Annotated in this window: 14 protein-coding genes and 3 pseudogenes; 9 read left to right on the top strand and 8 right to left on the bottom strand. The window is 60.0% G+C overall.

Translation table 11 applies throughout. The features are described from left to right. Positions 1 to 76: 76 nt before the first annotated feature. The 5 genes from IVB07_RS23935 (at position 77) to IVB07_RS23920 (ending at position 5,509) form a co-directional block, all read left to right on the top strand. Positions 77 to 2,011 (top strand): type I secretion system permease/ATPase, encoded by a 1,935-nt coding sequence (locus IVB07_RS23935; RefSeq protein ID WP_247338536.1) that lies wholly within the window; start codon positions 77 to 79, stop codon positions 2,009 to 2,011. Continuing rightward, complete coding sequence (locus tag IVB07_RS23930) at positions 2,008 to 3,321, top strand: HlyD family type I secretion periplasmic adaptor subunit (protein WP_018459946.1); 1,314 nt, start codon at positions 2,008 to 2,010, stop codon at positions 3,319 to 3,321. Before IVB07_RS23935 ends, IVB07_RS23930 begins: the two co-directional genes overlap by 4 nt. 99 nt (positions 3,322 to 3,420) lie before the next feature. Further along, positions 3,421 to 4,017 (top strand): 2OG-Fe(II) oxygenase family protein, encoded by a 597-nt coding sequence (locus tag IVB07_RS23925; RefSeq protein WP_157643133.1) that lies wholly within the window; start codon positions 3,421 to 3,423, stop codon positions 4,015 to 4,017. 34 nt (positions 4,018 to 4,051) lie between these two features. Next, positions 4,052 to 4,186 (top strand): hypothetical protein, encoded by a 135-nt coding sequence (locus IVB07_RS40450; RefSeq protein ID WP_256374453.1) that lies wholly within the window; start codon positions 4,052 to 4,054, stop codon positions 4,184 to 4,186. 708 nt (positions 4,187 to 4,894) lie between these two features. Then, the gene (locus IVB07_RS23920) at positions 4,895 to 5,509 is read left to right on the top strand and encodes a transglutaminase-like cysteine peptidase (RefSeq protein ID WP_018459944.1); all 615 of its coding nucleotides are present in this window, start codon (positions 4,895 to 4,897) and stop codon (positions 5,507 to 5,509) included. A gap of 403 nt (positions 5,510 to 5,912) precedes the next feature. On the opposite strand, the gene IVB07_RS23915 is transcribed toward IVB07_RS23920, so the two are convergent. Beyond that, complete coding sequence (locus IVB07_RS23915; protein WP_018459943.1) at positions 5,913 to 6,149, bottom strand: hypothetical protein; 237 nt, start codon at positions 6,147 to 6,149, stop codon at positions 5,913 to 5,915. A gap of 228 nt (positions 6,150 to 6,377) precedes the next feature. Then, a pseudogene (locus IVB07_RS23910) lies at positions 6,378 to 6,665 on the bottom strand (transposase); the annotation flags it as partial. Positions 6,666 to 6,719: 54 nt separating this feature from the next. Between IVB07_RS23910 and IVB07_RS23905 the strand changes: the two are divergent. Beyond that, the gene (locus IVB07_RS23905; RefSeq protein ID WP_247338542.1) at positions 6,720 to 7,739 is read left to right on the top strand and encodes an IS110 family transposase; all 1,020 of its coding nucleotides are present in this window, start codon (positions 6,720 to 6,722) and stop codon (positions 7,737 to 7,739) included. A gap of 314 nt (positions 7,740 to 8,053) precedes the next feature. Then, positions 8,054 to 9,084, top strand: a pseudogene (locus IVB07_RS23900) (IS110 family transposase). A 286-nt stretch (positions 9,085 to 9,370) separates the two neighbouring features. Here IVB07_RS23900 and IVB07_RS23895 read toward each other — a convergent pair. The 5 genes and pseudogenes from IVB07_RS23895 to IVB07_RS23875 form a co-directional block, all read right to left on the bottom strand. Continuing rightward, a pseudogene (locus tag IVB07_RS23895) lies at positions 9,371 to 10,280 on the bottom strand (IS3 family transposase); the annotation flags it as partial. A gap of 102 nt (positions 10,281 to 10,382) precedes the next feature. Further along, complete coding sequence (locus IVB07_RS23890) at positions 10,383 to 11,615, bottom strand: hypothetical protein (RefSeq protein ID WP_247338537.1); 1,233 nt, start codon at positions 11,613 to 11,615, stop codon at positions 10,383 to 10,385. A 15-nt stretch (positions 11,616 to 11,630) separates the two neighbouring features. Next, positions 11,631 to 16,274, bottom strand: a complete 4,644-nt coding sequence (locus IVB07_RS23885) for a DUF4082 domain-containing protein (protein ID WP_247363380.1) — start codon at positions 16,272 to 16,274, stop codon at positions 11,631 to 11,633. 419 nt (positions 16,275 to 16,693) lie between these two features. After that, positions 16,694 to 16,936 carry an acyl carrier protein gene (locus IVB07_RS23880; RefSeq protein ID WP_018459426.1) on the bottom strand — a complete coding sequence of 81 codons (243 nt, stop codon included), beginning with the start codon at positions 16,934 to 16,936 and terminating at the stop codon, positions 16,694 to 16,696. Continuing rightward, the gene (locus tag IVB07_RS23875) at positions 16,923 to 18,605 is read right to left on the bottom strand and encodes an HAD-IIIC family phosphatase (RefSeq protein WP_245288536.1); all 1,683 of its coding nucleotides are present in this window, start codon (positions 18,603 to 18,605) and stop codon (positions 16,923 to 16,925) included. Before IVB07_RS23875 ends, IVB07_RS23880 begins: the two co-directional genes overlap by 14 nt. Positions 18,606 to 18,933: 328 nt before the next feature. On the opposite strand from IVB07_RS23875, the gene IVB07_RS23870 reads away from it, so the two are divergent. Further along, the gene (locus IVB07_RS23870) at positions 18,934 to 19,557 is read left to right on the top strand and encodes a GNAT family protein (protein WP_157643101.1); all 624 of its coding nucleotides are present in this window, start codon (positions 18,934 to 18,936) and stop codon (positions 19,555 to 19,557) included. 95 nt (positions 19,558 to 19,652) lie between these two features. Beyond that, positions 19,653 to 20,051, top strand: coding sequence for a VOC family protein (locus IVB07_RS23865; RefSeq protein ID WP_039800752.1), 399 nt, complete (start codon positions 19,653 to 19,655; stop codon positions 20,049 to 20,051). On the opposite strand, the gene IVB07_RS23860 is transcribed toward IVB07_RS23865, so the two are convergent. Beyond that, entirely contained in the window at positions 20,041 to 21,033 is a 993-nt protein-coding gene (locus tag IVB07_RS23860) for a hypothetical protein (protein ID WP_018459422.1), read from the bottom strand. The genes IVB07_RS23865 and IVB07_RS23860 overlap by 11 nt on opposite strands. Between the last annotated feature and the right edge of the window lie 148 nt (positions 21,034 to 21,181).

Genomic DNA, 21,181 nt, shown 5'->3' with positions numbered 1-21,181 from the left:
CGAGTAGTACTCAACAACTGCCTTGGGGATCTCTTGGGGGATCTTCAGACAAGGGCATGGTTCAAGGGCGGCTACCATGATTGACTTTGGACGGCGGGGGGCATTCCCCCCGCCCGCGAATCTCTATCGAATTCCACTTCTTTACCTATCAGAGCTCTGGGCGGTCGGACGGCAGTGGGCGGAAGACGCCGAACTGCGGACGCCGCAACTGATCGGCTGGGCAAAGCGCTCGGTCGAAGCCCTGCGGCAACGGATATTCGCTGGTCGACCCGGGCCGGCGGAGGACTATGACGAGTCGCAGTCAGAGATGTCGGCTTTCCTGCGGTCTTGCCGCCGGATTTTCTGGGCTCTCGCGGCCTTCAGCGGGATGAGCAATCTCCTCATGCTCACCGGCTCGTTTTTCATGCTGCAAGTCTACGATCGGGTGCTCCCCGGGCGCAGCATACCGACGCTGATAGCCTTGATGGTTCTGGCTACGGTTCTTTACCTGTTCCAGGGCGGGCTCGATCTCGTCAGGAGCAGGATCAGCTCCCGGGTCGGCCGGTATTTCGATGAAAGGCTCAGCATTCGCATATTCGACTCGCTTGTTCGCCTGCCTTTGAAGACTAGAGCGGATGGCGATGGCTTGCAGCCGGTGCGGGATCTCGATCAGGTCCGCAGCTTCCTGTCGAGTGGAGGGCCGACGGCGCTCTTCGATCTCCCCTGGATGCCGATCTATCTCGGCATCTGCTTCCTCTTTCACTTCTGGATTGGCGTGACTGCGCTGGCCGGCGCGCTGGTCCTAGTCGGCATTACGATACTTACGGAAACACGTACGCGAGGGCCGGCAAAGGCATCCTCGCGCCTCGCCGTCTCGCGGACCGCACTGGCGCTCGAAGGGCGGCGAAATGCCGAGGTCCTGCAGGCGATGGGCATGCGGCAACAGGCGGGCTTACGTTGGCGGGATGTCAACGCGAAGTACCTCGCGGCCCATGAGCAGGCAAGCGATGTCGCAAACGGACTCGGTGGTGCCTCCAAGCTCTTCCGGGCGATCTTGCAATCGCTGGTTCTTGCCGTGGGCGCCGTCCTCGTTATCAATCAGGAATCCACAGCCGGCATCATCATTGCCGGATCGATCCTCACCGCGCGGGCACTGGCGCCCGTCGAAATGGCCATCGCGAACTGGAAAGGATTCGTCGCCGCGCGGCAATCGGGGCAAAGGCTTGATCGCTTGCTGAAGCTTCTGCCTCGCGAGGAGGAGCGGTTGGCATTGCCTGCGCCCGTTGAAACTCTCACTGCCGAGCACCTCTATATTGGCGCCCCGAACTCGGAGAGGCCCACCGTCAGTGAAGTGTCGTTCCAGCTGCGGAGCGGGCAAGCCGTTGGAATCATCGGTCCGAGCGGGTCCGGCAAATCGACGTTGGCACGCGCGCTGGTGGGAGTGTGGCCGTGCATTCGAGGCAGGATCCGGCTCGACAACGCTTCGCTCGATCACTGGTCTTCGGACGCCCTCGGCAAGCACATCGGTTATCTGCCTCAGGACGTCGAATTGTTCGACGGCAGCATTGCAATGAACATTGCACGGTTCGATCCGCAGGCAACGGCCGCCGCAGTTCTGGAAGCTTCGCATGCCGCGGGCGCACACGATCTCATCCTCTCGCTTCCAGACGGCTACGGCACGAAGATCGGCGAAGGAGGGTTAGCGCTGTCGGCAGGGCAGCGGCAGCGTATCGGGCTCGCGCGCGCCTTTTACGGCAAGCCGTTCCTGGTCGTCCTTGATGAACCCTCTTCCAATCTCGATGCCGAGGGCGAGGACGCCTTGACCGAGGCGATCTTGAACGTGCGCCGTCGGGGCGGAATTGTCGCCGTTGTTGCGCATCGACCGAAGGCGTTGGAAGGCGTGGACCATGTCTTGTGCCTCGGGGAAGGCAAGGTGCAGTCCTTCGGCAAGAGAGAGGAGGTCCTCAAGAGAGTGTTGCGAAATCCCACGCCGCTCAAGGTCGTCGCGGAAGCTCAAGGAGGTGGCCGATGAATGGCCAGGTGACGCCGGCGATGCAATCCATCCAGCGTTACATGATCGTGGGTATGATCATGTTTGGTTTGGTAACCTTTGGGGTCGGCGGCTGGGCGACAACCACCCAATTGGCGGGCGCGGTGATCGCCCAAGGCGTCGTCGTGGTGGATTCGAGCGTCAAGAAGGTTCAGCACTCCACCGGTGGGATCGTGGGAGAGTTGCGCGTGCGGGAGGGCGCGCGGGTCAATGCAGGGGATATTTTGATCCGCCTCGACGAGACGCAGACGCTCGCGAATGCCACCATCGTCACCAACAGCCTCGATGAGCTGTTCGCGCGGCAGGCTCGTCTGGAGGCCGAGCGCGATGGCGCCGAGCACGCTGTCTTTCCCAAGGTGCTGCTCGACCGGGCCAAGGAGAGCAACTCCGAGGCGAGCCGTGCGATCACTGCGGAGCGAAAGCTCTTTGAGCTGCGTCGTCAGGCGCGGGGCGGCCAAAAAGCGCAGTTGCAGGAGAAAAGCGCGCAGCTGGAAAACGAGATCAAAGGCCTTACGGGGCAGACCGAGGCCAAGCAGAAGGAGGTCGAATTTATCCGGCAGGAGCTGGAGGGCGTGCGCAGTCTCTGGCAAAAAAATCTGGTGCCTATCACGCGGCTCAATTCTCTCGAGCGTGATTCCGCCCGCCTCGAAGGCGAGCGCAGCCAGCTGGCAGGAATGATTGCTCAATCGAAGGGCAAGATCGCCGAAATCGGACTCCAGACCATTCAGATCGATCAGGACCTGCGGACGGAAGTTGGCAAGGATCTGATCGAAACGCGATCGAAGCTCTCCGAGCTGAGCGAGCGCAAGACTGCGGCCGTCGATCAATTGAACCGGGTCGATATCAGGGCACCGCAAACCGGCCGCGTCCACGAGTTGAGCGTGCACACCGTTGGAGGTGTGATCTCTCCAGGCGAGCAGATCATGCTGATCGTGCCCGATGCGGACTCGCTTGCGGTCGAGGTCAAGATCGCACCGCGCGATATCGACCAGGTCTATATGGGGCAGACCGCGACAATGCGCTTCGCGGCGTTCAACCAGAAGACCACGCCCGAAATCGACGGAGAGGTCAGCATGGTCTCGGCAGACATTACACAGGATCAGCGTGCCGGCACCAGTTACTACACGGGCCGTGTCCTGCTGAAGCCGGAAGAGCTGGCGAAACTCGGGTCGGCCAAGCTGTTGCCCGGCATGCCGGTCGAGGTCTTCATCAAGACGGCAGGTCGGACCGCGCTATCCTACCTGCTCAAGCCGCTGCACGATCAGGCAGAGCGCGCATTCAAGGAGCGCTGAGTCTTTGGTGGACACGAAATGACACAGCCCCGAGTGCACCAGTACTCGAGGCTTTGTATCAACGAACACCGAGCTCGCGATCAAGGAGCTATTCGACAAGTGACATCGCAGTCCATCATACACTCACAAAGCCCGGTCATTCGTCTTTATGATGATGTCCTAGAACAACAATTGTTGGCCGACGTTCAAGACTATCTGCAAAATACATCATGGAAATTCGGAGCAGTGTCATACAAGGCACCCGGCAGTTATCGCTATTGGTACAAGCATTTTGCCGGGGGATACGACGAAGCTGACACGTCAGATTGTTCAGGTGCCTTGTTGAACGAAGCTCCGATCATCTGGAAAATGTGGAGCCTCTTGGAGGAAACGATCTTCAAAGATCACACACTGATGAGGTGCTATGCAAACGGTTATCCATACGGATGCGAAGGTTCGGCTCATTTGGATTCAGCCGATCCCAGTGATTACACGGCAGTCTTTTATTCTAATCCAACTTGGGACCCTAATTGGTCGGGTGAGACCATCTTCCTAACGCAACAGCCGCCGGCAGACATCATCGCAGCAATTCTGCCACGTCCAAATCGGTTAGTGCTTTTCCAGGGGAATGTTCCGCACGCCGCAAGAGGAATCTCAAGAGTTTGCCCATTGCTGCGCATAACATTGATGTTCAAGACGAAAAAGAAATTCAACTGAACAAGGGCGACGCAGAGCTTGCGGACGTGAGCTGGTGAAACTCGGGTCGGCCAAGCTTTTGTCTGGCATGCCGGTCGAGATTTTCATCAAGACGCAACGTCGCCCTGCGCTGTCCTACCTTCTCAAGCCGCCGCATGATCAGGCGGGGCGGGTGTTCAAGGAACGCTGAGTCCTCGCGGAAGATAGCAGCGTTCGACTGCGCGCATTCGAGGCCGGCGCCCTATCCGTGGGCGCCGGCGTTGCGGCCAGCCTCTGAAGGCACGGCTGGGCGGCCGGACGCATCGGCAGCGGGCGGGCCCGGCCGACGAGTGCGCGTCACAAGCCGGATCGGAGTCTGCCGTCTGCTTTGCAGAGTCGACACCAGCGTTCTGAAGATGTCGGATCGCCGCAAGAGATTTAGTGGGGCGAACGTGGTGAGATCGACCCACCTCCTGATCAACCGCAGTAAATCGCGCTGCTTTCGACGGATCGACCGTGGCAGAAGCCTGGGCGAGACGGTTTGGGCTCGGTGAATAATTAAATCAACAGTTATAATTATATGGGCAGTTGAGTTCTTGCCCTGGCTCTGGATCGGCGAACCACGTCCGCGCCGCGCCGCGCTTGCCGCGCCCTTCCACCGAGAACAACCGGAGCCGCAAGGCTTCTCATCCCATTCATCCTTTGCATTCGTCCTTTCAGGCGCACCGCTGGCGTCACTGCAGCCCTTTGCAAACGATCTTCGGCGCCAAACTTAATTCGTTAATTTATTATTGCGGTTTTAATTAAATAGAATTATATTAAATATAATAACGCGGAATAAGCATTTTCGCGCGGTTGGCTGGCGGCCGCGCCGGCTGTGGAACCGACCTCAGTTTGGCGTGCGCAGAGGGATCGGCAGATGCAGCGAACCTCGGGCCCAGTCATCGCGGCAGCCATAGCTGTCATGATCGGAGGCGTTCAGTGGGCGCGTGCGGCATTGTTGACCGTGCCGACGGCGCCGCAAGCGGCTCTTGCGCACATCGAGTTGGGACGCCCGACGCTTCCGCCCCTCACTTACACGGTGTTTTGCCTGCGCTATGAGGCCGAATGTCGCCCGCGGCGCTCCTTCCGCGGCGGGCCGATCCGGTTGACGAAGGAACGGTGGGCGGAGCTGAAAGCAGTCAATCGCGCCGTGAACCGCGCCATTGCTCCGCAGCCTAATGAACTTGGCCTTGCAGGTGAGGAGTGGATCGTTAACCCCGATAGCGGTGATTGCAACGACTACGCAGTGAGCAAGCGTCATGAACTGCTGCAACGGGGCTGGCCCGCGCGGGCCCTGCTGTTGAGCGAGGTCGTCGTTAGTTCCGGAGAGCATCATTTGGTGCTTCTCGTGCGGACCAGGAGCGGCGATCTCGTCCTCGACAATCTCACGCCGCAGATCAAACCGTGGTCCAGGACGCCCTATCACTGGGTTCGCGTGCAGATACCCAACGATCATCGCCTGTGGGCGACGATTAGTCGGCCAAGTGCATGACTGGCTGATTTTGTGGAGGCCTGAGCGCTGTTCCAGAGATCAGCTGCCGCCGCGACCTGGCTGCCAGCGCTGGCCGGTCTTCCGGTCTTCATGAAACGAGAGCCGCGTTGGCTCGCTTGATCGGGCGAGCGCATCTTCAAGCTCTCGCGGAGCAGATAGATGAAGTGGCACCGCGTCGACACTCGTCCCGCAGACTGCCGGGGACTCCGATACTCAACGCGGTGGTCGAGCGATCCATCCGAAGGCGATGCCGGCAATCCGGACGACGGATGAGGAGCGCGATGTGTGGGTGCGCGTGTCTTGGGGTGATGCCAAGGTGCTGCGGCGGCCGTTCTCGGATGATGTACTCGTTATGCGCTGGGCGGATGAGGAAGATAAGCTGGCGCTTAGCGTCTTCTCCCCGTCAGCCGCGCTTCCTCTCAGAGGACGGTTTAAACTCGACGACCTGGTGCTGGGCGCTTGAATCCAAATGCTCTGTTTGTTTCAGGATCAGCTCAAGCTCGAGAGCTTCTATGGCGAGTTCATCCGCCAAGCGCTTGAAGCGCTCGTGCTTTTCTGCGTCCTTCGCCCGCTGACTCATAAGGGCAAAGTCTCTGGCGTCAGCTCGGAGCCTCTCCAATCGTGGCCTGAGATCCTTCATGTCGTCCCGGCTCAGATTCTAAACTCATCCTCGGCGCAAACAATAACCGTGCTTGCTCGGATCGCGCATGAGTCAACTCCGGAAATAGGATATTGGTTCTTTCTTAACCGCTAGTTTGCCGCTTATTCATCGTGCGATATCTAGTCACGGTCGCCTGCTGGACCAAATTCAGGAACCTGGACACTTCGGATGTTGCAGGGGTGAGGGGGGTGACCTGCCACCGAACTTTCATCCGGCCGCGGTTAGAGCATCGGGGTTTTGTACTCCAAGTGGCGCGGTTGGAGCAACGGACGATCGGCGGAGCTAGTCGGGGTTGCGTAGCCGATCGTCCGTTGCGGTGAGGTGGGCGGCATAAGCCGCGGGGATCATGTATTTCAGCCACGAGTGAGGCCGCTGAAGATTGTAGTCGGCAACCCAATTGGCGATCTTGGCGCGGGCGTCGTCGAGATCGAAGAAGAGAGTCTCGTTGAGCAGCTCGTCACGCATCCGGCCATTGATGGAGAAGACGGCCCCGCTCCCTCGGCGCCGGCGCTATGCTGGCGATGTCTGTACCTAACAGGAGCAATCATCATGGAAGCCGTGACAATTGGCTTGGATATCGCGAAGCACGTATTTCACGTTCATGCGGTTGACACTCAAGGTCAAGTGACCAGCCGCCAACGCCTCCGGCGCGGTGAGATCGTTTCCTTCTCCTCGCTGTCGCCCTGCCTAGTTGGGATAGAGGCTTGCGCCAGCGCCCATTACTGGGCGCGCGAGATTCAGCGGTTTGGACATGATGTGAGATTAATACCGCCAGCATATGTGAAGCCCTATGTGCGGCGGGGAGCAAAGAACGATGCCGCTGATGCGGCCGCAATCTGTGAAGCAGTTAGCCGGCCCAATATGAGGTTTGTTCCCATCAAAAGCGTCGAGAACCAAGGCTTCTTGATGCTTCATCGGGCAAGAGGCCTGCTGGTCCGCCAGAGAACCATGACCGCCTGCGCTATTCGAGCTCACTTTGCGGAGTTCGGAATTATCGTCGGACAGGGCCGGCAAAGGGTGGAGGGTCTAGTGGATTTGTTGGATGACGAGGAACTCGCGCTACCTGCCACTGCCCGTATGGCGCTGGCTGTTCTTGTGAACCAACTGAAGGAATTGGACCGGCAGGTCGACGCTATCGAGCGTGAGCTGGCTCAGATCCAGAGAGTAAATCCGATGGCGAGGTTGCTCTCCTCGATTCCCGGCATTGGGCCCATAACGGCCATGGCCCTCGCCGCGACGGTGCCGGACGCGACCATGTTCCGCTCCGGGCGAGAATTCGCGGCTTGGCTGGGCCTGACGCCTAAGCAGAAGTCCACCGGCGGGAAGGATCGGCTCGGCCGGATTACGAAACAGGGCGATTCCTATCTCAGGCACTTGCTTGTCATCGGGGCGCGTAACGTCGTTCGGTACCCAAAGGCACGCTCCCGGGTTGGAGGCGGCTGGATCGAAGCCCTGCTTGAACGGCGTCGGCCCATGGTCGTCGCCGTCGCCGTTGCCAACAAGTTGACCCGGATCGTCTGGGCGATGATGACGACCGGTGAGTTCTATCGGGCTAAGGCTGCTGGATGAACTGTCTAGCAGGCTGGCCACCTTAAGGTGTGAGGGCAAACGACAGCATGATGGAAACCGGCGGAGCTGGGGATCGAGAAAGCCCGAAGAGCTTTAAGCGCAACAAGCGCGACCCGTTGATGAGGCCTCGATCCGCGACCTCCATCAGGGCCAGCGGCCATGTTATCGGTCGCAATGACAGGCCGTATACATGAACGCACCCGACCGATCTCCAAAGCGCTGTCGAAATCTCTTGCACCCGCGGGGCCAATGGTATGGACCCCGCCCTTGCCGCGGTGGAATCTCGAGCGTCAACTGCAGCGAAGGAGGATGTTATGCAGGTCGTTCGGATAGGTCTAGATCTGGCGAAGTATGTCTTCGAAGTTCACGGCGTCGACAACCACGGGAAAGTCGTTGTGCGAAAGAGGTTACGTCGCGATGCGGTGGCCGGCTTTTTCGCCAATTTACCGGCCTGCCTGGTCGGCATGGAGGCTTCCAACGGGGCACACTATTGGGCTCGCGTGCTCACGGAGCTTGGCCATCAGGTCCGACTAATCAGCCCTCAGTTCGTGACACCATACGTCAAGTCGAACAAAAACGACCAGAACGATGCGGAAGCCATCTGCGAAGCGGTCGGTTGTCCGTCCATGCGCTTCGTGCCACCGAAATCAACCGATCAGCTGGCGGCACAGGCCGTCCACCGCATTCGCCGGCGCCTGGTCGCCGATCGAGTCAGGCTCGTCAATCAGATTCGCGGTCTTCTGTCCGAGCATGGGATTGTCATTGCCCGTGACATCGCGCAGCTGCGGCGTGGCCTCGCGGTCATCGTAGGAAACATCAATGACGGCCTCAGCGAGATGCTCCGAGCGCTCATGAGGGAACTGCAAGAGGAGTTGTCCGAGCTTGATACCCGCATTGCAGCCTATGACCGGCGGATAAGGGAAATCTTCCGTACGAGTGAGCAGTGCCAGCGGCTCGGCAAAATCGAAGGCGTCGGACCTGTGACAGCAACAGCCTTGGTCGCCGCCGTGGGCGATAGAAGCTGTTTCAAGAACGGCCGACAGTTCGCGGCTTGGCTTGGTCTGGTACCCAAGCAGCGATCCAGTGGAGGGCGGGCCCGCTTGTTCGGCATCAGCAAACGGGGCGATCGATACTCCGGACGCTGATGATTCACGGAGCTCGCGCCGCTTTAAGCCGTGCTAATGGCAAGCAGGATCCGCGAAGCCTCTGGCTCGGCAAGATGCGGCAACGGCGCCATCCCAATGTCGCGGCCGTGGCTCTTGCCAACAAGAACGCGCGGATCGTGTGGGCTATGCTCACAGGCGGCGCGGCTTATGAGCCGGCGCTTTCGGTGAAGGCGGCCTGAAGCGAAGCGGCAATCAAGGAAAGGAGGTCTCACCGGCAATTGCAACAAATGGCAGCAGATGGCGAAACGGTCACCCCGTCGCTTCCCGAACCTGATGTGTGGACCGGCACGGCTTGCGCCGATGTCTCGGGGCCGTTGAGGTGGAAGCGGGCGAAAACCATCGAGGCTCGCGGCGGAGACGTTGTCCAGCCGCATCAAGAAGCCGGATATACGTCAGCAGTTGTGGCCGTCGATCCTGATCAAGCCGGTCGTTGCAATCGGGCGGGGTCCATATACGTCTATACATGAAACTCTCGATGAAGGCGTTCTGCATCGGCTTTCCCGGTGCAATGAAGTGCCAGTCGATGGCTGCGTCCCTGCACCAGGCGAGCATGGCATTGCAGGTGAACTCGGTGCCGTGGTCGGACACGATCATTGCTGGCTTGCCGCGTCGTTCAACGACGGCCGTCAGTTCGCGAGCGACGCGTCGTCCTGAGATCGATTTATCCGGAATGGCGCCCAGACATTCCTTGGTGACGTCGTCGACGATGTTGAGGATGCGGAAGCGCCGACCGTTGGCGAATTGGTTGTGGACGAAATCCAGCGGCCAGCGCGCGTTGGGCATCGCCTCGACTAGGATCGGGGCACGGGTCCCCACGGCCTTGCGGCGAGCCCGCCGCTTGCGGACGGTGAGCCCTTCTTCCCGATAAAGCCGGTAGATCCCCGATGGCTCACCCTCCCGCCTCAGCAGCACGAACAGCCGGCGGTAGCCGAAACGCCGCCGCTCGTTGGCAAGGTCACGCAGCCGGCCACGGAGAGTCGCGTCCGGAGGACGGCTGGAGCGATAGCGGATCATCTTCCGATCCGCTCCGACAATCGAACAGGCCCGCCGCTCCGACAGGCTCATGACGGCCTGCAGATGCGCGACCGCAGCGCGCTTGGCGGCGGGCCCTACCATTTTTTTGAAAGAAGCTCGCGAAGGGCGGCGGCGTCGAGCATCTGCTCGGCTAGAAGCTTCTTCAGCTTCGCGTTCTCGTCCTCCAGCGCCCTCAGCCGCTTCGCCTCTGAAACGTCCATGCCGCCGAATTTGGCCTTCCAATTGTAGATCGTGCTTCCGAGACCCCGTGCTTGCGAGCCAGGTCGGCCGTCTTTGCCCCAGCCTCATGCTCCTTCAACACTGCGATAATCTGTTCTTCCGTGAACCTTGCTCGCTTCATCTGTCCGTCCTTCCTCGGGCCGGACTCTAACTCCATCTGGAGGAAATACGCAGGGGCAGGTCACGGAGTCCTCGGGAAATCTTGCGTTCTCTCAAAGAGCGGTCAGGGGCGCCGAATTGATTTTACAATAACAAGTTGACCATTTTGAATGACGCAGTCATTCACGTTCGTCCACTCATCGATGATAAAGTCGGTGATGAAAAACTTGCGCAAGGGGAACGGTCCGACAAAGCACACATTCTTCATTCGCAAGTGTGCGTTCATGTAACCATCGGCGTGAAGACGCAGACCAAACGGGCCCCCCTGGAACATGACGTTTTCCAGATCAATCAAATCGGGCTTCCAACTGTCGGCGACAAATATCCCGGCGGTTGCGGAGGTGTTGTGCGCGACAATGGAAGTATTGCGCAGAGTGATCGTTCCGTGATTGCCGGGACCATAGGCCTGAATCACATCGGCATGGTCATCGCCTTGTCCTGTCGCCTCAAGATAAGAATCCGCAATTACGATATTGCCTTTAATCGCTCGGATACATTCGCGCGATTGGATTCGGAGTCTTGTTAAGGTGCAGCTGCCCCAGCAGCCAACCGTGTTGTCGCCGACTTCGTAATAGATATAGCTTCGATCTGTGAGTGATCCACCATCCGGTACGCCATCATCCAAACGGCTGTGGGAGATAGCACTGGTAAAGCGCGGATCGTTAAAGGAAAGCGGCGGTCCACTCGAAGGCATGGATGACGGAGCCGGTGCAGGAGTAGGAGCGGGGGCTGCTGCGGGAGCCGGCGACGAGCTAGCTGGGGGAGGATTGGAATTGTCGTTACCGCGAGGACCATCTACGCCGTTATCGTGAACGATGCGCCATGGGATATAGCCGTTTGGGCTTGCCCGACCAGCGACGAGTTTATCGTAAACCCCGGCAGGTTGAGTGCCAAGTAGGGGGCCACCGAGTGAACCACTGGCTCGAACCCTCACCTGCCGCGAGGCCTCGACGCGATCGCCAAGGTTAAACCTCGGCGGTATGGATGAAGTTGAAAATCTAAATGATTTCTGCTCTTGAGCGGCGGCGGTCGGCGACATTGCTCCGATCCCCAAACTCAAAGAGATCGACGCGATAGACGTCAATATTTCTGCGACTCTCATCAGTCCCCCTAAACGGCCTCGATCTTCTGCAGCTTTTCGCCAACTGGAATTCGATAGAAAATCGCAGGGCTCACAATTGAGTTTAGAAAAACCACCATTGGCCGCATCAGGGTCAGCTTCCCGGACATCGATATCCATGCCATTCCACGCGGGAAGAACGATCGCGTCCCCGAACAGTCGCAGTTCGACGCTCACTATGGCCGGCGCCCGTCAGGACCCCACCGCGAGCCCCAGAGCGGAGGCGGCTGAGGGGTCCACCCAACGTCGGATCGTACCATCAAATATATCGGCCCCGTAGAGCCACCCGTCGGGGCCCTTCTGCAGGTCGACGATGCCTGGTGCGTTGTTGTCCACCAGCTGGACGCTGGCAACCTGCCGGCTTGCGTTCAAGGTCGCAGCGAAGATCGTTCCATTGTAGACATCGTCGAAGAACATGGTGTTCTGATTGTAGAAATCTCCCGCGGTTATCACGTGGGCACCGTCCGGAGCACCGTGGCTCTGAGTTAGGATGGGAAATACGGCAGGCGGGTCCGACGTATTGTTGCGGTTGCCATTGTTGTAGAAGCTGATCGCCTGGGGGAGTGTTTGGTAGCTGGCGGTCCTGTCTGGGCCCTCGAGATAGGGCCATCCGAAATTCGACCCGGCCGGACCAGTATTGATCTCTTCCCAGCTGTCCCAACCTACATCTCCGAGCACGGGCAGATTGGTGACCGGATCGAAGCTGAAGCGATAAGCGTTGCGGACGCCGTAGTAGAAGACTTTCGACTGATTGCTGTTTGGATCGCTAGCTTGATAAAATGGATTGCCGGCTGCTCCCTCACCTGTGGTCGGATCGATCCGCAACAGCTTGCCGGAGAGATTGTGGATGTCTTGGACCCGCACTGCGCGAGGGTCCGCGAAATTATACGACGTGCCGTCGCCGACGGTGAGGTAGAGATAGCCGTCAGGGCCAAAATGAACGGCACCGATGGTATGCGAGTCGCCGTCCGACGCCAGATAATCGCGGATGTTCTGATTCTGAATCCCTGCCGAGTTCGGATCGTTGTCCTGCGCTCCGGTCTCTATCTGGCTGGCGGGGGCCGTTATGGTGGTGCCGTTGACGATACCTGATGGAGGAATGCTGGGATCGCCGTTGCTGTCCAAGTCCGGACGGCTCGTATACGCCCAAGTGCTGTTCTTGCCGACCAGCACGAACTCGCTCGCCGGATCGGCGATCATGGTGGTAGGGTCGACAGTCACCCTCACCAGACGAGAAGGTCGGTTTCCGGCCTGATCGGGTCCCGCGAGGCCCGTCTGGCCCGCCGTCTCGGGCGGATCGTAGGTGTAGAGCAGGTAGACATAGGGGCTGCCTGCGAAGAAATTTGGGTTCACCGCGATGCCCAGCAGTCCGCGATCGCTGACGTCATTTACCTCGCTCGACAGGTTGATGAGCGGCGTAGATCGCAGGGTTCCGTTGTCCACCACGCGCACCACACCGTCCTTCTGCGCGACGAGCATATAGCGGCCGTCGGGAGTCCATTCGATCGCTGTTGGTTCGTTCAGCCCCGTCACGGCCGTCTGGCCCACCAAATTGCCGAGGTCGGGGTTGTCATTATCCAGGATCTTCACTGTCGTCGTCGCCTGTGCGCCGAGAGTGGCGCCCGTCGGGTTGCTCAAGGTGACCGTGAAGGTCTCGTCGCCCTCCGGTGTCGTATCATTGATGATCGGGACCGTGATGGTCTGGGTCACCTGGCCAGCGGCGAAGGTCACCGTGCCGGACGAGATCGTGTAGTCCAATCCCGAGACCGCGCTGCCGTTACTTGTTGTGAAGCCGACCGTAGCTGCTTGATTGGCGCTGCCGCTGCGCAGCAGCGTGATTGTCGCTGTCGCTGTGCTCTCGGCAACGCTCACGGCGGCGTCCGCCATTGCTATGGAGGCGGGTGAGTCGTCGTCGATGATGGAGACGAGCACAGTGCGCGGGGCTCCAAGGGAGCCGGAACCGGGATTCTGAAGCCCGACAGCGAACGTCTCGGTACCCTCGGTGAGCTGATCGTTCACAATTGGGATGGTGAAGCTCTTGGTGCTCTCCCCGGGTCCGAAGACGATCTGACCGGTGTTCGACCGACCATTGAACGTGGGCTGGGTGTAGTCCAGTCCCGCCGTAGCCGTGCCTCCGGTGCCGATTTCGTTCGTCGTGTACTCCACGGTCGTTTGAGACTGGAGGTCGCCAGAGCGTACAACAGTGATGGTGGCCGTGCCCGCCGCTTCACTGACATAGATTGTGGAACTGTTAAGTAGTGCGATGACGTTGGATTGGGCGAATACGACGTCGCGGAAGTAGTTTGCGTTCTGATAGACGTTGGTCGGGAAGACGCCGCCAGTGGGGTCGTAGGCGCCGGCGCCGACGGGAGCGTTCAGGCCACCATTGCTGATGCCGGACGCGAAGCCTTGGGTGGTGGAGACATAGTAGCTGTTGATGTTGACCGAGACCACGTAAGTCGTGCCGGCCGCGATGGTGAGCGGGGTGGCGAGCGCCTGCTGCTGCCAGCCCGATGCGCCTTCGTTGGTGAAGGTGACCCTCGCCAGCTCCTGGCCGGTGGCCGACCAGATGTGGCCCACATGGGTGCCGGTCTCGTTCGAGGCCTTGTAGTACCGGATCGCCTGGATCACGCCGGACGTGTCGCTGGTGAAGCGCATACCCAGCTCGTAATCCGCTCCTGGTCCATCGGTGTTGTTGGTCAGATCGGGTGCCTGGGTGGTGAACAGCGTGGTACCCGAGCTCGCAGCTGCAACCGTCGCGGTGGCCGCGCTCGTCACGTTCTCGCTGGTGCCGAGCTGGTCGGTGTAGGTGGTATTCACCCGGATCCGCTTGCCGACCAGGCTGCTGTCGAGAGTGAGGCTCGAGGTCGTGGCGGCGAGATTCGTCCAGGTGGTGCCGTCCGGGCTGCTCTGCCAGTGATAGGTGATGCTCGCTGGCACGCCATCAGGATCCGTGACGCTGGCCGTCAGCGTCTGATTCTGGCTCGCCGTGCCGTTGATTGTGACGGCGCCGACGTCGTTGACGTTGGCCACGGCCGTGGCGGTCGCGGTGCTCACTGGCGCCTCGCTGCTGCCCAGCAGGTCCGTGTAGCTGGCGGTGGCGCGTATGAAGCTGCCAACCTGGGCCTGCCCGAGGGTCAGCGTGCGCGCCGTCGCGCCACTGATGTTGGTCCACGTGCTGCCGTTCGCGCTCTGTTGCCACTGATAGGAGATGGTACCTGGCACTCCGTCCGTATCGCTCACCGTCGCGGTCAAAATCTGGTTCTGCGTCGGCGTCCCGCTGACGCTCACCGCACCGGGGTGATTGTTAGGATTTGACGAGCCCGCGGCGAATACGACGTCGCGGAAGTAGTTTGCGTTCTGATAGACGGCGGTCGGGAAAATGCCTTTTGTCAAGTCGTAGACGCCGGCACCCGCCGGGGCGTTCAGGCCACCATTGCTGATGCCCGAGGCGAAACCCTGAGGGGTGGAGACGTAGTAACTGTTGATATTGACCGAGACCACGTAGGTCGTACCGGCCGCGATGGTGAGCGGCGTGGCGAGCGCCTGCTGTTGCCAGCCCGATGCGCCTTCGTTGGTGAACGTGACCGTCGCCAGCTCCTGGCCCGTTGCCGACCAGATGTGGCCAATATGGGTGCCGGTCTCGTTCGAGGCCTTGTAGTACCGGATCGCCTGGATCACGCCGGAAGCGTCGCTGGTGAAGCGCATACCCAGCTCATAATCCGCCCCTATCCCGTCGGTGGCATTGGTGATGGACGGCGACTGAGTGGTGAACAGAGTGGTGGTGGCACTCGCAGCTGCAACCGTCGCGGTGGCCGCGCTCGTCACGTTCTCGCTGGTGCCGAGCTGGTCGGTGTAGGTGGTATTCACCCGGATCCGCTTGCCGACCAGGCTGCTGTCGAGAGTGAGGCTCGAGGTCGTGGCGGCGAGATTCGTCCAGGTGGTGCCGTCCGGGCTGCTCTGCCAGTGATAGGTGATGCTCGCTGGCACGCCATCAGGATCCGTGACGCTGGCCGTCAGCGTCTGGTTCTGGCTCGCCGTGCCGTTGATTGTGACGGCGCCGACGTCGTTGACGTTGGCCACGGCCGTGGCGGTCGCGGTGCTCACTGGCGCCTCGCTGCTGCCCAGCAGGTCCGTGTAGCTGGCGGTGGCGCGTATGAAGCTGCCAACCTGGGCCTGCCCGAGGGTCAGCGTGCGCGCCGTCGCGCCACTGATGTTGGTCCACGTGCTGCCGTTCGCGCTCTGTTGCCACTGATAGGAGATGGTACCTGGCACTCCGTCCGTATCGCTCACCGTCGCGGTCAAAATCTGGTTCTGCGTTGGCGTCCCGCTGACGCCCACCGCGCCGGGGTGATTGTTAGGATTTGTCGAGCCTGCGGCGAATACGACGTCGCGGAAGTAGTTTGCGTTCTGATAGACGTTGGTCGGGAAGACGCCGCCAGTGGAGTCGTAGACGCCGGCGCCGGCCGCAGCGTTCAGGCCACCATTGCTGATGCCGGACGCGAAGCCTTGGGTGGTGGAGACGTAGTAACTGTTGATATTGACCGAGACCACGTAGGTCGTACCGGCCGCGATGGTGAGCGGCGTGGCGAGCGCCTGCTGTTGCCAGCCCGATGCGCCTTCGTTGGTGAACGTGACCGTCGCCAGCTCCTGGCCCGTTGCCGACCAGATGTGGCCGATATGGGTGCCGGTCTCGTTCGAGGCCTTGTAGTACCGGATCGCCTGGATCACGCCGGAAGCGTCGCTGGTGAAGCGCATCCCCAGCTCGTAATCAGCCCCTGGCCCATCCGTGTTGTTGGTCAGGACGGGGGCCTGAGTGGTGAACAAGCTTGCCATGTTGTTCTCCCGCGCAGTCGGTTCTACTCAGTAAGGAAAATTCAACGAATCAAATCAGGGAACGCGAAGTTAAATGAATTAAAAAGAATTTATATTTATTAATGACATATTTTAATACGCTTGTGAAGCAAGCGGCGTTTGCAAGGTGTCAATTTCTCTTGAGAAGGTGTGGTCCCAGTCAGCCTTCGGATCATGAACAGCTGCTGTCGGCTGCTCCCGTTGATGCAGCCCGCCCCAGGCGCGCTCGCTTCAGTGGAGGCGAATATCTCGGCGCAGGGGTTCCGCGCGCTTCCAGACGCACAATCGCCGGCGGCGGTTTTGCGGTGCGGTGCCGCGTCACGCCCATAAGCTGGGCGAGAGACACCAAAAACGGGTGGCGGGCCGCGCACTCGCGCGATCGTCCTCGCGATGTCGAGCTCCTATGGCTCTATCCGTTTCGCGATCAGATCGGCGAACTCACCCAGGTTCCGGGCCGTCTCGACTTCGCCAACGCGGAATCGCACGCGAAACTTCTGCTCGACGGCGATGACGAGCGAGATCTGCATGAGCGAGTCCCACTCCTCGACGTCGGCCGCCGACAGCTCGGGCTTGGCCACGATCTTCTCAAGGAAGATACCGTCGAATACCTCCTGCAACTTCGCCAGTACCTCAGCCTGCTTCATAAGCCCTCCGGGTTACGCGGATCTTTGTCGAACGCGTCTGATACTTCTCCGCCGCGAGCTCGAACTCTTTTCGGGCGGCGGAGTCTTCCGTACGCACGAAGCCAAACTCCTCGTAGATCCCGGCGACGATCCCGTTCTTGGCCGTCGGAAGATAAATGCCGCGCACTTTCGCGCAGCCGGCGACCTCTGCAAGCCGAAAAATCTCGTTCATGATCTCGTCCTCGACCTGGCGCTTAAGCACGCGGCAGCTCATGAGCCAGGTATCGAGAACAAAGACGCCGCCCTCGATCTTTGCAATGACCACAGAGATGAGCCCGGAATCGCCGAACCGATCCTCGAGCCGCATCGTGAAGCACCGGTAGTCCGGCCTTTTCAGGAGCCCCTGGATCTCGGTTTCGGATCGACGGACCGTCGTCAGGTTGAACTGGTTGCTGCGCGCGATCAGCTGGGCAATGCGGGGTAGGTCGAGCGGGTCGAACTCCTTGATCGTGCCTCGCATCTCGAGCGAGGCGAGGTAGGCTGGCATGTCGGTTACGCTCGCCGCGAGCTCCGTACGTCGCCGTTCCTGCCCGTATTGCGCCGTCCGCTCGAGATCCTCCTCGGTGACGTTCCGTGGCTCGAAATGGCGTCCGGCCTGGAGGCGGCCGATGAACTCGGCGGGATCCGGCCCTAGGAGCACGCCTTCGACCTGGGGCTGAAACTGGCGCACGATCTCGAGCTCCGCCGGGTTGTCGTCGGCAAAGACGAAGCTGTCCACGCCAACGCGGAGTTCATCCGCGATCCGCTGCAGGTTGTCGGACTTCGGGTCCCAATTGGCTTTGAAGGCCGCGAAGTGCTCCAGCCGGAGAACCATCTCGGGATGCTTCTCGAATACCTCGATCGCACGCGCATGGTCGTTCTTGCTGCACACCGCAAGCAGGACGCCGCGTTCGGAAAGCGCAAGGAGGTACTTCTGGAAAGCCTTGAAAGCTTCGCCGCGGGGAGACGAGTCCCCAAGTTCGATTCCCTCGATACCGTCCTCCGCGATCACGCCGCCCCATAGCGTCTGATCGAGATCGAGCGCCAGCACCTTCTTCGGGCCTTGCTTACGGCAGGCGATCAGATGGCTTAGCTCTTGCGCGACGTCCACCAGAAAATCAGGTGAGCCGAGCTGCTTCGATTCGTACCATGCTCGCGCATCCTCCGCAGCCGTGATCCCTCGGCGTGCCGAGAGGAACTCGACGTCACAGATTTGCACCTCAGCCGGGGCCCGGAGCCCGAGCTCAAGGTTCACCGCCTTGCGGAAACTCCAATCGGCCCCAAGCGTGCGCGAACGAAACGAGCCGAGATCGAGGTCGGCGGGCAGCGCAAGATTGGCGAGAATCACCGCCGCACCTGAGCGTTCGATGAAAGTCCGCGCGAGGTTGAGGAGCTGCTCCGCGGCGCCGACTGCAGCTTCGCGCTGATGTTTCACGGCATCGAGGAGCGAGCCCGAAAAGCGGCAATGGCTCGCGTTCGGCAGAATGAAGGCGAGATCCGGCTTGAAGGCGTACAGCGGACTCGAGCCGTCGAGGATTTCCGAGACGAAATTATCGTACTCGCCGAGGAAGCGTTCGCACTCGATTCCACGAATGGCCAGGAGGTGTTCAACCAGTTCGTGCAACGGATACAGGTTGTAGCCGCCGATCAAGGCGAGTCGGAGTCTTGGCTGACCACTTTCGGTCGCATGTAGCTTCGCCTTTTTTCGAAGCGTCGACAGAAAGAACAGTTCGGAAAAACTCGCGGCCTCCCGCGAGCGGGCGGCGAGATGCCCCCAGAACGCGGCATCGCCGGACAGCGCTAAGGACTTGAGTTCGGCATCATTTACATGCCGGACCGGCAAAACGGGGACAGCGGCGAGAATAGCGAGCCTCCACCCAGAAAAGAAGCATCGTTTGATTGTCAGTCACATTAAATAATGATAACGTTCGGGTCAATTAAATATATTTAAGCGCATTAAATTAAGGTGAAATAAATAGATGACGGCGCATATGGGATCAGAGCCGCCGAGCTCGGGCACGCTTGCCGCCAAGACTGAGAATCTAAAACGGCTTCCTGAGGGAAACAACCTGGTCCTTCGAGAGGTCCGGCTGGAGGACTCCGCGCAAATCATCGCTTGGCGGAACGATCCCGTTCTCGGCAAGTTCATGACCCGCGAAAAGCTGACCTTGACCCAGCAGGAAGAGTTTTTCCGAAGTTACCAGGCGAGGGCGGACGACTACTATTTCATTGCGGAGTTCAAGCGCTCGAGAAAACCGGCTGCCAGCATCGCCCTTGCGAACCTGGATTTCGCGGCGAAACGCGGCGAGGTGGCGCGGTTGATCGTCGATCCGGGTGCGCGCCTCTTTCTGGCCGAGATATTCGATCTGCTTTTAGTCTTCGCGTTCGCGCAGCTAGGGCTTTCGGTCGTCGTAGCCAACGTGCAAAGCAAGAACGGGCCTGCGAAGAACTTCCATATTCGCCTTGGCTTCCAAATCGAAAAGATTTCGCCGAAGGCTTGGTGGAACGGCGACGACGTGATTACGTTTTGGATGTCGCGCGAAGATTATCCGCGGTTGAAGCAGGCCTGGTCGGCGCTGCTCCTTGATGCGCGGGAAGGTTAACTGCCCCCAGCAACTGGCCAGAGCAACGGAAGCAGCGCATCGCGCTTCCGGACGCACCCGTCTCCTTGCGCTAGCAAGGGAAGAAGGAATAGCAGATGGACTTGCATTTTCATCATTTGGGAATGGCGTGCCGAAAGATCGCGGCGGAGTTGCCGGAACTCGCGATAGCTGGCTACAGGCCTGAAGGACCGATATTCGAGGACCCGATCCAGCAAGTTCGGATCCAGTTCGTGTCAGGCGGCGGTCCGCGCCTGGAACTCATTGAGCCGGCCGGCGCACAATCGCCGGTGGAGGGTATCCTTAAGCGCGGCGGTAAATTCTATCATCTTGCTTACGAAGTGGGGCGGCTCGACGACGCGATCGCTTGCTTCAGGGAGCGGCAGTATCTTCCCGTATCGTCGCCTGCGCCCGCGGTCGCGTTCGACATGCGTCGCATAGTGTTTCTCGCCTCCGCGACGCGCACACTCATCGAGCTCATCGAGGCTAGGACCTAGTGTGAATTGGCGAAAGCTCGACGAGGGGCCGAGTAATGAGTTGCGCGAATCCGTCAGACGAAACGGTTCTACTGCGCCGAACCCACTCAGCAGCGCGGAGGCCGCCTGCCTGCAGTCTCACGATCGGTTCAGGGCCAATCTCCGACAGGAGAATGCCCATGTGCCCCAATGCCGGAGGCGCTGTTGGCCAAACGGCCAATCCATTTGCTGACAATACAGTTCGATCCATATCGCCCCAGAACTGCACGATAACGCCACCGGCGGGCGCGCAAGCAGCGAGGTGCGTTGCTTCCGGCGAACCGATACGAGGCTGAGCCGCCGGTCGCAGCGCGACGATGATTGCGTCCCACTCGTCGCGATACACAGCTTGGACGTTGTCAAAGGTGTCCACGCTCGCTCCAGAGCTCGTGAGACCGGCGCGGAGCGAGCCAACAAAGTCATTGTCACACAGCACACCAATGCGATTCCTGTACACGGGTAAACCGCAATCGTGGAGTTGCTTCACGCACAGTGGACCGAGAAACGAGAAGACATCGACTGACGGGTGGCGTTCGTTCACGCCGACAATCGGAATTCCGCGCCGTAAGCATGCTTCCATGTCGAGGTCCTTGGGGCGAAATTCCCAAGCCTCAAACATCAGGGCGATGACGGCCTCCCTTGGTAACTCATCAATGAGCGCCGCGGTAAGAGGCCGAAGATGGCCGCTGTTAGTTACAATATCCGTTTGATGGAGGATATCCGGGGTGATCTGCTCCAGGACGTCGATGCGATCGGCCACACCGACCGAATCTGCAAGCTCCAGAGTCTGTTGCCTTGCGTCAGCTGGTGTGCCGTGCCGCGTGGGTTTCGTGAAGGCATAGACGTGCCTGGCTCCGGCCATCGCTGCGAGGACGGCCGTCACGGCATACGCGCCGGTCGCAGCCTCGGTGAGGACCGTTAGTTCCGACAGGTCTAAGAGCGTTGCCGTTAGCGCTCGGCTCATCAAGGCTCCTAGACGCGGGAGTGAGAATCCTGGTCGCAAGGCCGTGTCGAAGCCAGGCCGCAATTGCCTGAATGTTGCTCCGGTCTCGGTTCCGGTCATGAATTGACTTTCGTTTTTAACACTTGGCAAGAGCGATGCTTTGTGCGCC

It is taken from the genome of Bradyrhizobium sp. 172 (genome assembly GCF_023101065.1).
In the GTDB taxonomy this organism is placed as follows: domain Bacteria; phylum Pseudomonadota; class Alphaproteobacteria; order Rhizobiales; family Xanthobacteraceae; genus Bradyrhizobium; species Bradyrhizobium canariense_D.
This window is presented reverse-complemented; position numbering and strand designations above follow the sequence as displayed.